The sequence below is a fragment of the Duganella violaceipulchra genome (genome assembly GCF_019166075.1).
GTDB classification, from domain to species: Bacteria; Pseudomonadota; Gammaproteobacteria; order Burkholderiales; family Burkholderiaceae_D; genus Rugamonas; species Rugamonas violaceipulchra.
Genome location: NZ_JAHTGR010000001.1, coordinates 368,712 through 382,412, shown reverse-complemented (window position 1 = coordinate 382,412; position 13,701 = coordinate 368,712). Strand labels below are relative to the sequence as shown.

The following is a 13,701-nucleotide window of genomic DNA, read 5'->3' as shown; positions in this document are numbered from 1 at the left end:
CATGCTTCAGTCCATGCGCTTGAGACGCTGTCCGACGATGCTCCATTTGCAGGCCTCGCCGTCGACGGTGCCGGTCAGTACCCAGCCGGTGCCGATCTTCTCGACGCCGATCTCGCACTCCAGCTCCTTCGCCAGCTTCTCGGCCCAGCCGCGCGCGGCGCCCTGGCCTTTGAAGAGTTCATTGCCTTCGTAGATAACGGTGGCGTCGAAAACCGAGGCGGCAAAAATGGTCATGATGGTGCTCCAAAAAAGTAAGCCGCTATTGTGCCATTAATTCAAGGCCTCTTGTCCCTCCCATACCACTACGTCATTCGACGTATTCCTCACGGCTTGTCTGCTGGCTAATCTTGCAGCATCCAAAACCGAAAAGGGGAACAAGATGGGTTTGAAACGGGGAATGCTGCTGGCCGCTGCGGCGGCTGTGGCAGGCAATGCTTACGCCGGCGCCACGGTCAATTTTGGCGAGGACAAGTCGGTCAGCGTCGGCTTCGGCATGCGCGAGAGCTACACCAGCGCCAAGAACGGCGCGCCTGACGGCACCGACCGCTCCAGCGATTTCAACCTGGATTCGGCGCGCCTGTTCCTGGGTGCGTCGCTCAATAAAAACATCAAGGGCATGCTGAACACGGAGTGGGATGGCGACAAGATCCGCATCCTGGATGCCGCCGGCCAGTTCGCCATCTCGCCCGAATTGAACATCTGGGCCGGCCGCCTGCTGTCGCCCAGCGACCGCGCCAACATGGCCGGGCCGTACTACTCGCTGGGCGGCGGCTACTGGGCCGGCGTGGCTTCGCGCTACGGCTACAACGGCGGCATCTTCCGCGGCCGCGACGACGGCGTGGTGGTTTGGGGCGATGTCGCCGAGGGCAAGCTGGGTTACTCGTTCGGCGTGTTCGAAGGCCATACCTTCGGCATCGGCTCGATGACGCAATCGCAGGCCAAGGCGGCTGGCGTCAAGGCCGACGACTCGCTGATGTACGCCGGCCGCCTGCAATACGACTTCTGGGATGCGGAGCCGGGCTACTACGGCACCGGCAATTACCATGGCGGCGCCGACATCCTGTCGATCGGCGTGGCGGGGCGCTACCAGAAGGACGGCATCCTCACCGTCGCCAAGAGCGGCAAGTACAGCTCCTACAACGTTGACTTCCTGATGGAGAAGCGGGTCAAGGGCTCCGGCGCCTTCGCGCTGGAGGCGGCCTGGTACGACTACAACACCGACGACATCATCAAGTCCGAACAGGGCAAGGCTTATTCGGCCGGCGCTTCCTGGATCTTCGAGGAGAAGGCCGGCTGGGGCAAGTTCCAGCCCTTCGTGCGCTGGCAGAAATTCGCCGCCGACACCGACATCGACACCAAGCAGTACGACGCGGGCGTGAACTACATCATCGACGGCTACAACGCGCAGGTCAGCGCCGTGTACTCGAAGACCAGGATGACCAAGGCCGCCGATACGGACAAGTTCTCGGTCACCTTGCAGCTGCAATTCTAATTCAACCACACGGAGCTATCTCATGCAAAATCGTCGTCTGTTCATCGCATCCCTGAGCCGTATCGCCGCCGCCACCGCCATGCTGGCCGCCGGCGCACAAGCCTACGCCGCCGACACGATCAAGGTCGGCATCCTGCATTCGCTGTCCGGCACGATGGCGATTTCCGAAACGTCGCTGAAAGACGTGGCCTTGATGACCATCGACGAAATCAACGCCAGGGGCGGCGTATTGGGCAAGAAGCTGGAGGCGGTGGTGGTCGATCCGGCTTCCAACTGGCCGCTGTTCGCCGAGAAGGCGCGCGGCCTGATCGCGCAGGACAAGGTGTCGGTGGTGTTTGGCTGCTGGACGTCGGTGTCGCGCAAGTCGGTGCTGCCGGTGTTCAAAGAGTTGAATAGCCTGCTGTTCTATCCGGTGCAGTACGAGGGCGAGGAGCTGGAGAAGAATGTGTTCTACACCGGCGCCGCGCCCAACCAGCAGGCGATACCTGCGCTGGAATACCTGATGAGCAAGGAGGGCGGCGGCGCCAAGCGCTTCGTGCTGCTGGGGACCGACTACGTTTATCCGCGCACCACCAACAAGATCCTGCGCGCCTACCTGAAGAGCAAAGGCGTGAAGGATAGCGATATCGACGAGGTGTACACCCCGTTCGGCCACTCGGACTACCAGACCATCGTCGCCAACATCAAGAAGTTTTCGGCCGGCGGCAAGACGGCGGTCATCTCCACCATCAATGGCGACTCCAACGTGCCGTTCTACAAAGAGCTGGGCAACGCGGGCCTGAAGGCGACCGATGTGCCGGTGGTGGCGTTCTCGGTGGGCGAGGAGGAACTGCGCGGCGTGGACACCAAGCCGCTGCTGGGCCACCTGGCGGCGTGGAACTACTTCGAGTCGGTGAAGAATCCGGTGAATACGGAGTTCATCAAGAAGTGGAAAGCCTATGCCGTCGCCAAGAAGCTGCCGAACGCGAACACCGTCGTGACCAACGACCCGATGGAAGCGACCTATGTCGGCATCCACATGTGGGCGCAGGCGGTGGAAAAGGCCAAGTCGACCGACACCGACAAGGTGATCGCGGCGATGGCGGGGCAGACCTTCAAGGCGCCATCGGGGTTCACGTTGACGATGGATCCGACCAACCACCACCTGCACAAGCCGGTGTTCATCGGCGAGATCCGTCCGGACGGCCAGTTCAGCGTGGTGTGGAAGACGCCTGGCCCGGTGCGTGCGAATCCGTGGAGCCCGTACATTCCGGGTAACGAGGGTAAGCAGAAGCTGTAAGCCGTGAAGCTGCGCCCCGGTCGGTGTGACGGGGCGCGGCAGCAAACCAGTATCACCTGAGGACACCACCTTGAAAAAACTCCTGCTCCTGGCCTGCCTGTTGTTGTCCTGCGCGGCGCAAGCCGCCATCGACAGCAGCTTGCTGGCGCCCCTGGCCGGCGACGACCCCGACGCCCGCGTCGACGCCATCGTCAAGATCGGCGCGCTGGCCAACGACGACGCCACCCGCCTGCTGACGGCCCTCAAGAGCGACGCGCTATACGCCACGCCGGACGGCCGCATCTACATCGTCACCGACGACAAGGCCTACAATCCGGCCACGGGCGAAACCGGCCCGCTGCCCGAAGGCCTGGACGGCGTGATGGTCAACAACCGCCTGCGCGGCGCCGTCGACGAGGCACTGTCCGCCCTCAAACTGTTCTCCCCGGACCGCGCGCAGCGGCTGGCCGCAGCCACCGAGCTGCAAAAAAGCGTCACACCGGCGCAAGCCCCTTTGATCGAAAAAGCGCTCGCGAAGGAGCAGGACGCCGAGATCCGCCCGATGCTGCAATTGGTCGCCGCCACCGCCAACCTGCAATCGCCGGACGCCGCCAAGCGCAAGGCTGCCGTCGAGGCGCTTGCCGACAGCAGCAACGCCAACCTGCGCCCGCTGTTGCAAGCGATGCTGAGCGATAAAGAACCCGACCAGGCGGTACGCGTGGCCGCCGCCCACACCTTGCAGGCGCTGGACAGCCGCCTGGCGCGCACCGAATTTATCGGCAACGTCTTCTACGGCATCTCGCTGGCGAGCGTGCTGCTGCTGACGGCCCTTGGCCTGGCCATCACCTTCGGCCTGATGGGCATCATCAATATGGCCCACGGCGAGCTGCTGATGATAGGCGCCTACACCACCTACCTGTGCCAGCTCGGCTTCCGCAACTACTTCCCATCGGCGGTGGACTGGTACCTGATCGCCGCGCTGCCGGCCGCCTTCCTGGTGACGGCCGCCGTCGGCATCGCGCTGGAGCGCACGGTGATCCGCTGGCTCTACGGCCGTCCGCTGGAAACGCTGCTGGCCACCTGGGGCATCAGCCTGATACTGATGCAGACGGTGCGCACCATCTTCGGCGCGCAGAATGTCGAGGTGGCGAATCCTTCGTGGATGTCCGGCGGCGTGACGGTGCTGGGTTCACTGGTGCTGGCCTATAACCGCATCGTCATCATCGCCTTCGCGCTGTTCGTGGTGGCCGGCGTCTGGCTGATCCTGAACAAGACCAGGCTTGGCCTGTTCGTCCGCGCCGTGATGCAGAACCGCCGCATGGCCGGCTGCGTCGGCGTCTCCACCGCCAAGATCGACATGATGACCTTCGGTCTCGGCTCCGGCATCGCGGGGCTGGGCGGCGTGGCCTTGTCGCAGCTGGGTAACGTCGGGCCGGACCTGGGCCAGAGCTACATCGTCGATTCCTTCATGGTGGTGGTGTTGGGCGGCGTCGGCCAGCTGGCCGGCACCATCATCGCGGCGCTGGGACTGGGCGAAGCGAATAAATTCCTGGAGCCGGTGGCGGGCGCGGTGCTGGCCAAGATCGCCATCCTGGTCTTCATCATCATGTTTATCCAGAAGCGGCCGCAGGGCCTGTTCGCCATGAAAGGCAGGAGCGCCGAATGAATCATCCCTCTCTCTTTTCGCGCCGGGCGTGGAGCGGCATCGCCGTCTGCTGCGCGGTGCTGGCCGCGCTGCCTTTGCTGAACCTGGCCTTTGCGGACGGCCATCCGCTGCATGTGCCCAGCTACATGGTCAGCCTGGTCGGCAAGTTCATGTGCTACGCGCTGGCGGCGCTGGCGCTCGACATGGTGTGGGGCTATGCCGGCATCCTGTCGCTGGGCCACGGCGTGTTCTTCGCGCTGGGCGCCTACGCGCACGGCATGTACCTGATGCGCGCCATCGGCAGGGAAGGCGTGTACCAGAGCGACCTGCCGGACTTCATGGTCTTCCTCGACTGGAAAACCTATCCGTGGTTCTGGTCCGCCACCGACAGCTTCTGGTACTGCCTGGCGCTGGTGGTGCTGGTGCCCGGCGTGCTGGCGTTCGTGTTCGGCTACTTCGCTTTCCGTTCGCGCATCAAGGGCGTGTACTTCTCGATCATCACGCAAGCCATGACCTACGCCTTCATGCTGCTGTTTTTCCGGAATAACACCGGCTTTGGCGGTAACAACGGCTTCACGGACTTCAAGCGGATACTGGGCTACTCGATCAGCGCGCCCGCCACCAAGGCCACGCTGTACCTGGTCACGCTGGCGATGCTGGCCGGCTCGCTGCTGCTGTGCCGCTGGATCGTCAAGTCCAAGCTGGGACGCGTGCTGCAGGCGGTGCGCGATTCGGAATCGCGGCTGATGTTCATCGGTTATAACCCGCTGTGGTTCAAGCTGTTCGTGTGGACCTTGTCGGCGGTGTTGTGCGGGATAGCGGGCGCGCTGTATGTGCCGCAGGTCGGCATCATCAATCCATCCGAGATGTCGCCGGCGAACTCGATCGAGATGGTGATCTGGGCGGCAGTGGGGGGACGGGGCACGCTGCTGGGGCCTATCATCGGCGCGTTCTCGGTCAACGGTTTGAAAAGCTGGTTCACCGGCGCCTTCCCGAATCTGTGGCTGTTCGCGCTGGGTTTGATCTTCATCCTGGTGACGCGCTATCTGCCGCAGGGCATAGCAGGACTGGCGGCGCGCTGGCGCAAGGAGCAGGCATGAGCGCCAACGAACATTTGAACATTTCGTCGGGCCGCGTGGCGGAGCCCGGACTGGACACCACGCACGGCGCCATCCTGTACCTGGAAGAGATCACGGTGTCGTTCGACGGCTTCCGCGCGCTGAATAAACTGAGCCTGGATATTTCGGTCGGCGAGCTGCGGTGCGTCATCGGCCCCAATGGCGCCGGCAAGACCACGATGATGGACGTCATCACCGGCAAGACGCGGCCGACCTCCGGCACCGCCTTCTTCGGCCAGACCATGGACCTGAGCCGCATGACGGAATACCAGATCGCCCACGCCGGCATCGGCCGCAAGTTCCAGCGGCCGACCATCTTCGAGCAGCACACGGTATTTGAAAATCTCGAACTGGCGATGAAGACCGACAAGCGCGTGCGGACCACCCTGTTCGTGCGGCTGTCGTCCGAACAGCGCGGCAAGATCGACGAGATCCTCAAGCAGATACGGCTGAACGGCAGCGAGCAGCGGCTGGCAGGGCTGCTGTCGCACGGGCAGAAGCAGTGGCTGGAGATCGGCATGCTGCTGATGCAGGAACCGCAGCTGATCCTGCTGGACGAACCGGTGGCCGGCATGTCCGACGCCGAAACGGCGCGCACGGCGGAGCTGCTCAACGAGTTGCGCGGCAAGCATTCGATCATGGTGGTGGAGCACGACATGGCGTTCGTGACGGAGATTGCGCAACAGGGCGTGGTGACGGTGCTGCACGAAGGCTCGGTGCTGGCGCAGGGCACGATGTCGCAAGTGCAGTCCGACGAGCGGGTGATTGAAGTTTATCTGGGGCGCTGACGCATATGCTGAAAGTGGAAAAAATCAACCAGTACTACGGTTCTTCGCACACGCTGCGCGGCGTTTCGCTGGAACTGGAACGGGGCAAGTGCATGGCGCTGTTGGGGCGCAATGGCGTCGGCAAGACCACGCTGCTCAAATGCCTGATGGGCGTGCTGCCGGTATCGGCCGGCGCGGTGCGGCTGGAAGGGCGCGACATCACGCGCATGGCGCCGCACCAGCGCGCGCGCGCGGGCATCGCCTACGTGCCGCAGGGTCGGGAGATCTTTGCGCGGCTGACGGTGGAGGAAAACCTGCTGATGGGCCTCGCCACGTGCAGCGGCAGGAAGGCGTCCACCATCAAGGGCGAGGTGTATGAGCTGTTCCCGGTGCTGAAGGACATGCTGCACCGGCGCGGCGGCGACCTGTCCGGCGGCCAGCAACAGCAGCTGGCGATTGCGCGCGCGCTGCTGGCCGAGCCCAAACTGATTATCCTCGACGAGCCGACCGAGGGCATCCAGCCGTCCATCATCAAGGACATCGGCAACGTGATCCGGTTGCTGCGCCAGCGCGGCGACATGGCGATCCTGCTGTGCGAGCAGTACTTCGATTTCGCCCACGAACTGGCGGATCAGTTCATCGTGCTGTCGCGCGGCGAGGTGGTGGCCTCGGGCGCCCAGGCGGCGATGAACGCGCCTGACGTCAAGCGCCATCTGGCGGTATAGGCCGGCGGTGGGTGCCTGGTGTGACAAAGCGCGCATTTCGCGCCTTGGTATCTATGCTACATTGTCTTTCTTGCCACTTTGTAGCCGTCATGAGACCGCATCTATCGCTTTATGTCATCGTGCTGGTGCCGCTGCTCTTGGTGGGCGGGTACTGGTCGGCCCGCCGTCCGGCCGGCGAACCCGTCGCGGCCAGGCAGCAGATCGCCACCCGCGCCGCCCTGGCGGATGCCCGCCGGGGCCAGTCTTCGACCCTGCTGCCCAAATCCGATCCGCGCTATACGCTGGCGCAGCAGGTGGACCGGCTGGCCGCTACCGGCAGGCCGGCGGACGCCCTGGACGCTTACTGGCTGGTGCAAACCTGTATCGACTTCCAGCGCACCGGCGACTTGGCCGTGGCGGACGGAGACTTCATGCGGCCGGCGAACGCCGCGGAGAAGGCTGCGGAAAAACTGCTGTGTGCCGATATGACCGAGCGGATGAGAACCACCCGGCTGGATCATCTGGCGCTGGCGGCCAGGGCCGGCATCGACAGCGCGGACCTGGCGTTTCTGCAAACCGGCCCGTTCGGCGATCGGTCGGCGTTGGAATCCCGGCCCGATGATCCGCTGGTGCTGGCCTGGAAGGCGCAGGCGCTGAGCTATCTGGAGGCGCAGGCGCAGCAGGGCCGCATCCCCAGCATGATCACGCTGCTCGGCGAGTACAACGAGGACAGCGCGCTGCAGAAGCGGCATCCGTTGGCGGCGCTGCGCTATGCGACCGCCGTGCACGACCACTACGAAGCACTGCTGGGCGGCGCCAACAGGACCGCTCCCAATCCGCTGCCGGATGAATTTATGCAGAAGATGTCGCAGGGGCTGTCGCCGGATCAGGTCAGGCTGGCCACCGCCGAGGGCAGGCAGCTGCTGGCGCGCGCCATGAAAAAGCGCTGAGCCGGCCCGCATCATTTGGCCGCAGCTCCAATTGCTGATAAAGTAACGGTCCTTTTTTATTTGTCAGGTTTGCCGTGGAGTTGCGTTTGCTTTTTTATATCCTCGATCTGATCGGCGTGGCCGTATTCGCCGCCAGCGGCACGCTGGCGGCGATGGCTTCCCATCTGGATCTGCTGGGGATCATGGTGCTGGCCGCGATGACCGCCATCGGCGGCGGCACGGTGCGCGACTTGCTGCTGAACCGCCATCCGGTGTTCTGGATCGAAGATCCCAAGCCGCTGCTGGTGATCGTCGCTTCGGCCGTCTTCACCATCGTCTGGGTGCAGGTGCTGCCGGTGCCGACCGACGCCTTGCTGATCGCCGACGCGCTGGGGCTGGCGCTGTTCGCCATGTCCGGCGCCAAGGTGGCGGAGGCGCAGGGCTGCCGCGCGCTGATCGTCATCCTGATGGGCACACTGACCGGCGTCGGCGGAGGCCTGGTGCGCGACATCCTGGCCGCCAAGGTGCCGCTGATACTGCGCCAGGATATCTATGCGACCGCCGCCATCGCCGGCATCCTGCTCTACATCCTGTTGAAGAAGGCCGGCATGCCGCCGCGCTGGGCGTTCGGCGCCGGCCTGGTGTCTATCGTGGTGGTGCGCCTGCTGGCGATTCAACTGGGCTTGCGGCTTCCGTCGTTCTGAGCCGCAGCTTGCCCATCGCGACCGCTGCGGCGGAGGTGCGGGTTTCCACGCCGAGTTTGACGAACACGTGCTCCAGGTGCTTGTTCACGGTGCGCGGACTGGTGCCGAGGATGTCGCCGATGTCGCGGTTGGTCTTGCCCTTGATGACCCAGTTCAGCACCTCCGATTCGCGCTGCGTCAATTTGAAGGACGCCATCAGCTTCTCGATCTGCGCGCCGTCCGATTCCTCGCGCAGCACGATCATCCACTGTTCGTTTTCGCTGAACTCCGCCGCCGAGAAGATCAGGCGGCGGCTGGCCCGCTGCAGCGTCAGCGGCGGATGCGACTGGCCCTGGCTGTGCGCCAGCTGCGTCGCCGCCAGCCACGCCGTCAATTCCGTGTCGACCGCATAGCCCTGCATCAGCGTGCGCGCCAGCGGCGTTTGCCAGACGATCTTGCCGTCGCGCGGCGTCATCGCGATCACCGCGTTGCCGAAGGCGTCCAGCGCGCTGCGGGCCTGGTCCATCAGGCGCGCCGTCTGCAGGTGGGAGGTGATCCGCGCCAGCACCTCGCTGGTGCGCAGCGGCTTGGTGACGTAGTCGTTGCCGCCGGCGGCGAAGGCCGCCACCACATGCTCCGCTTCCGTCAGGCCGGTCATGAACACCACCGGGATGTGGCGCGTGGCCAGGCTGGCTTTCAAATGGCGGCAGGTTTCGAAGCCGTCCATGCCGGGCATGACCGCGTCCAGCAGGATGATGTCCGGCTGCGCCTCGGCGGCGCGCTGCAAGGCGGTGGCGCCGTTGTTCGCCACCAGCACGGTGTAGCCCGATTCGTCCAGTGCGTCGTGCAGCACGGCCAGGTTTTCGGGTACGTCGTCCACCACCAGGACGACGTTGCGGTCAGTGTTGAAGTTCATTGTTCTGGTGCTTTCGGAGGAAGTCGGCCATCGCGTCCAGCTGGAAGCGGGCGGCGAAATTGCGCATGGTTTGCGTGAAGTGCAGGTAGCGTGCGTCGAGCGCGCTGATTTCATCGAGCTTGTTCTGGATGCCGCGCACGTAGCCGATGCGGACCAGCTCATTGAGGGCCTGCAGCTGCGCGGCGGGCGGCAGCACCAGCTGCGCCAGTTCCGGCGCCGTCGCCGCCACCTCGATGCTGATGGCCGGCTGCGTGATCCATTCCAGCGCCAGGCGCCGGCCTATCCAGTCCAGCAGCTCGGCCACGTTGACCGGCTTGACGATGAAGTCCGCCGCCGTGATGCCGGCGGCGTTTTCCATGCCCTTGTCGAAGGCGTTGGCGGAGACGATGGCGATCGGCACCTGCGACAACTGGCGGCGGCGCAGGATGTAGCTCGCTTCCCAGCCGTCCATGGCCGGCATGGCCAGGTCCATCAGGATCAGGTCCGGTTGGAAGGAGGCGTGCAGGTCCAGGCACTCAAGGCCGGATTCGGCCAGCGCCACGTCGAACCCCAGCGGCGTCAGGATATGGAGCAGCATCTCGCGGTCGACCCGTTCGTTGTCGACCACCAGGATGCGGCGCCGCGTGCCGCGATAGCCGCTGCGCTGCGCCGCCGGCTGCTCCAGTTCCTTCAGCTCACGGGCCGAGGCGTGCACGCTGGGCAGGAATAGCCGGATGTGGAATACGCTGCCTTGCTGCGGCGTGCTGCGGATATTCAGTTCGCCGCCCATCAGCTGCGTCAGCATCTTGGAGATCGGCAGGCCCAGGCCCGTGCCGCTGGCGTTGGCGTGCGCGCTGGCGCTGCCGCGCGAGAAAGGTTCGAAGATGTGGTCGATCTCTTCCTGCAGGATGCCGGGACCGCTGTCCTCGATCTCGAACGAGGCCATCTCGCGCGCGTACTGCAGGCGCAGCACGATGCCGCCGGTGCTGGTGAACTTGACCGCGTTGCCGAGGATGTTGATGAGGATCTGGCCCAGCCGCTTGCGGTCGGCGCGCACGATGCGCGGCAGCGCGCCGGTCAGCTCGTAGCGGAAGGCCAGTCCCTTGTTGGCCGCCTGCAGTTCGAACATGCGCACGATCTGGCCGATGAAGTCGGGGAAGTTCAGCTCCTTCATGTCGAAGTTGAATTTGCCGCCCTCGATGCGGGCGATGTCCAGCGTCCCCTCGATCAGCGACAGCAGATGCTCGCCGCTGCTGCGGATCACGCGGATCGCCTGCTGGCGGTGCTCCGGTATCGACGGGTCGTTGTCCAGCAGCTGCGCGTAGCCGAGGATGGAATTGAGCGGCGTGCGGATCTCGTGGCTGATGCCGGCGATGTAGCGGCTCTTGGCCTGGTTGGCCAGGTCGGCGGTCTTCTTGGCTTGCTGCAGCTGGGCGTCGGTCTGGCTGTGCAGTTCGATCTCGCGCGTCAGCAGGCCGGTCTGGCGGTTCGATTCCTCCTGCGCCACGCGGCGGCTTTCGCTGGTCAGCACCAGCCACCAGGCGACGATGCCGCTGGTGAGCAGCAGCGCCGCGAAGATCTTGAAGAACACCAGTTGCAGCTGCGGCAGCAGGGCGGCGTCGCCGGCCGCCAGCACCGACTGTTCGTGGTAGTAGATCAGTCCCAGCAAGGCGCCCAGGAACAGCAGCGTGACGATCATCAGCAGCAGGTAGTGTCCCAGTCCGCTGCTCAGGTAGCGCCACAGCGACTTGGGCAGCAGCGCCTGCATCGCGGCCTGCCATTGCGACGACACTTTCGCATGCGGCTTGCAGAGGTCGTTGCAGCGCGCGTCCAGGCAGCAGCACAGCGAACAGATCGCGCCCTGGTAGGCCGGACAGTGCGCCATGTCCTCGGACTCGTATTCCTTTTCACAGATCACGCAGGTCTTGCTGTGCACTGGCGACGGCTGGCGGGCGATGTAGTACTTGCCCCTGGTGGCGACGGCGATCAGCGGCGACGCCACGAACGCCGTCAGCAGCGCGATGAAGGCGGAAAAGGCCTGCGCCTGGTGGCCGAACAATCCCATGAAGGCCGCCACCGACAGGGCCGACGCCAGCAGCATGGCGCCGACGCCGACCGGATTGATGTCATACAAATAGGCGCGGCGGAACTCGATGCCTTTCGGGCTCAGGCCCAGCGGCTTGTTGACCACCAGGTCCGCCACCACCGCCGTGATCCACGAGATGGCGACGTTGGAGTACAGGCCGAGCACCTGGTCGAGCGCCTGGAACACGTCCAGCTCCATCAGCAGTACGGCGATCAGCGCGTTGAACACGGCCCACACCACGCGCCCCGGATGGCTGTGCGTGAGCCGCGCGAAGAAGTTGGACCAGGCCAGCGAGCCGGCGTAGGCGTTGGTCATGTTGATCTTGACCTGCGAGATCACCACCAGCAGCGCCGTCGCCAGCAGCGCCACCGACGGATGGTCGAATACCTGGCCGAAGCCGGCCAGGTACATCTGGGTCGGGTTGACCGCCTGCGCCAGCGGCACCGCGCTGCTGATGGCCAGGAAGGCCAGCAGCGCGCCGCCCAGCATCTTGGCGATGCCAAGCACGATCCAGCCCGGCCCCGCGGCCAGCACGCCCAGATGCCAGCGGTAGCGGTTGGCGGCGGTCTTCTGCGGCATGAAGCGCAGGAAGTCGACCTGTTCGCCGATCTGGGTGATCAGGGCCACGCCGACCGCCGTGGCGGCGCCGAACATCAGCACGTTGAACTGGCCGTTTTGGCCGGAGCGGCCGGCGTAGTGCAGCAGTTGCGGCAGCAGCTCCGACTGCTTCTGCAGGATGGCGATGAAGGGCAGGGCCATCAGCACCAGCCACACGGGCTGCGTCAGCATCTGGATGCGGCTGATCAGGGTGACGCCGTGCGTCACCAGCGGGATCACGACCAGGGCGCTGACCATGTAGCCCAGGTAGAGCGGCAGGTGGAAGTACAGCTCCAGCGCGTAGGCCATGATGGCCGCTTCCAGCGCGAACAGGATGAAGGTGAACGAGGCGTAGACGAAGGACGATATGGTCGAGCCGATATAGCCGAAGCCGGCGCCGCGCGTCAGCAGGTCCATGTCGACGCCGTACTTGGCGGCGTAGTAGCTGATCGGCAGGCCGGTCAGGAAGATGATCAGGCCGACCGCCATGATGGCCCACAGCGCGTTGATGAAGCCGTAGTTGACGGTGATGGTGCCGCCGATCGCCTCCAGCACCAGGAACGAGATCGCGCCGAAGGCCGTGTTCGACACGCGGAACACCGACCATTTGCGGAACGCGCGCGGCGTGTAGCGCAGCGCGTAGTCCTCGATGGTTTCGTTGGCCACCCAGGTGTTGTAGTCGCGACGGATCTTGACGATGCGTTGCGTCGGTTCGGACTCTATTTTTGTCATGCCGGGCCCCTAAAAAAAAGCAGCTATCTAAGCTGCTTTTCTAAGCAAGTTGCATGCCCGGTAAGCTTGTGTTGCGACGGCTAGCGCTGTTTGCTGAGGTTGAGCTTGTCCAGCAGGCGCGCCAGTTCTTCCTGCATCGACGGCGACAGGTTGACGAACTGGCAGCCGATCTGCACCTGCTCGCCCAGCAGGAAGGAGCGGAAGGTGCGCGACAGGCGGATGTCGAGGTCGGCGATCATCACCGAATCCGGGCCCAGCTCCAGCCGCACGCGTTGCAGCTTGCGGCCGACATACAGGCCGACGCAGTCGCGCGGCGGCGCCCGCATGCCGACGCCGCCGGCCGAGAAGTCGTACAGCTGCAGCTCGTAGGGCTTGCCGTTCAGGACAAACGAGGCCATGTAGTAGATGCCCAGCGGCGTTTCCAGCCGCGTGGACGCGCGGCGGTTCAGCACCTGGCACTTGGTCGGGAAGTCCAGCGGGATCAGGGTCGGCTCGCCGGGCGTGCAGGCCCAGTCCGGCGAACTGAGCTTGAACTGCACCTTGGCCGCGCGCAGCCAGGCGACGAACACGGCGTCGCCGGGTGGCAGGAACTCGCCCTCGTTCAGCTCCAGCACAAAATACGGATTTTCGGGGTCGACCGATTTGATGCGCGCCATCACCACATTGGTGGTGCTGGCCGGATAAATGGAGATCGGATCGCCGTTGTCGGCGAGCAGCGTCAGGGAATCGCCGATGTCATGCTCATCGGTCATCTCGTGCGGCTTGGAACCCGCCGGAATGGGTTCCACAGCATCT

Annotated in this window: 12 protein-coding genes; 8 read left to right on the top strand and 4 right to left on the bottom strand. The window is 64.6% G+C overall.

Annotation, left to right across the window (positions count from 1 at the left end; translation table 11 throughout):
• Window positions 1–6: 6 nt before the first annotated feature.
• Complete coding sequence (locus tag KVP70_RS01555) at window positions 7–234, bottom strand: hypothetical protein (RefSeq protein WP_161084789.1); 228 nt, start codon at window positions 232–234, stop codon at window positions 7–9.
• Between the two features lie 145 nt (window positions 235–379).
• On the opposite strand from KVP70_RS01555, the gene KVP70_RS01550 reads away from it, so the two are divergent.
• From KVP70_RS01550 to KVP70_RS01515, 8 genes are all read left to right on the top strand, one after another.
• Window positions 380–1,492: a porin gene (locus KVP70_RS01550; RefSeq protein ID WP_229224517.1), complete on the top strand. Its 1,113-nt coding sequence runs from the start codon at window positions 380–382 to the stop codon at window positions 1,490–1,492.
• A gap of 79 nt (window positions 1,493–1,571) precedes the next feature.
• Window positions 1,572–2,771, top strand: coding sequence for an urea ABC transporter substrate-binding protein (gene urtA / locus KVP70_RS01545; RefSeq protein ID WP_229224554.1), 1,200 nt, complete (start codon window positions 1,572–1,574; stop codon window positions 2,769–2,771).
• 70 nt (window positions 2,772–2,841) lie between these two features.
• A complete protein-coding gene (gene urtB, locus KVP70_RS01540; RefSeq protein ID WP_217940247.1) occupies window positions 2,842–4,416 on the top strand; it encodes an urea ABC transporter permease subunit UrtB in 1,575 nt (524 codons plus the stop codon).
• The gene (urtC, locus tag KVP70_RS01535) at window positions 4,413–5,495 is read left to right on the top strand and encodes an urea ABC transporter permease subunit UrtC (RefSeq protein ID WP_217940246.1); all 1,083 of its coding nucleotides are present in this window, start codon (window positions 4,413–4,415) and stop codon (window positions 5,493–5,495) included. Before urtB ends, urtC begins: the two co-directional genes overlap by 4 nt.
• Window positions 5,492–6,301 carry an urea ABC transporter ATP-binding protein UrtD gene (gene urtD, locus KVP70_RS01530; RefSeq protein ID WP_217940245.1) on the top strand — a complete coding sequence of 270 codons (810 nt, stop codon included), beginning with the start codon at window positions 5,492–5,494 and terminating at the stop codon, window positions 6,299–6,301. Before urtC ends, urtD begins: the two co-directional genes overlap by 4 nt.
• A gap of 5 nt (window positions 6,302–6,306) precedes the next feature.
• Window positions 6,307–7,005, top strand: coding sequence for an urea ABC transporter ATP-binding subunit UrtE (gene urtE / locus KVP70_RS01525; RefSeq protein WP_217940244.1), 699 nt, complete (start codon window positions 6,307–6,309; stop codon window positions 7,003–7,005).
• An 89-nt stretch (window positions 7,006–7,094) separates the two neighbouring features.
• Window positions 7,095–7,934, top strand: a complete 840-nt coding sequence (locus tag KVP70_RS01520) for a hypothetical protein (RefSeq protein ID WP_217940243.1) — start codon at window positions 7,095–7,097, stop codon at window positions 7,932–7,934.
• Window positions 7,935–8,020: 86 nt separating this feature from the next.
• Window positions 8,021–8,617 carry a trimeric intracellular cation channel family protein gene (locus KVP70_RS01515; RefSeq protein ID WP_217940242.1) on the top strand — a complete coding sequence of 199 codons (597 nt, stop codon included), beginning with the start codon at window positions 8,021–8,023 and terminating at the stop codon, window positions 8,615–8,617.
• Here KVP70_RS01515 and KVP70_RS01510 read toward each other — a convergent pair.
• From KVP70_RS01510 to KVP70_RS01500, 3 genes are all read right to left on the bottom strand, one after another.
• Window positions 8,559–9,512, bottom strand: coding sequence for a response regulator transcription factor (locus KVP70_RS01510; protein WP_217940241.1), 954 nt, complete (start codon window positions 9,510–9,512; stop codon window positions 8,559–8,561). The genes KVP70_RS01515 and KVP70_RS01510 overlap by 59 nt on opposite strands.
• Entirely contained in the window at window positions 9,496–12,906 is a 3,411-nt protein-coding gene (locus KVP70_RS01505) for a hybrid sensor histidine kinase/response regulator (protein ID WP_217940240.1), read from the bottom strand. The genes KVP70_RS01510 and KVP70_RS01505 overlap by 17 nt, the downstream gene beginning before the upstream one ends.
• Window positions 12,907–12,986: 80 nt before the next feature.
• Window positions 12,987–13,658, bottom strand: coding sequence for a flagellar brake protein (locus tag KVP70_RS01500; protein ID WP_217940512.1), 672 nt, complete (start codon window positions 13,656–13,658; stop codon window positions 12,987–12,989).
• Window positions 13,659–13,701: the final 43 nt, after the last annotated feature.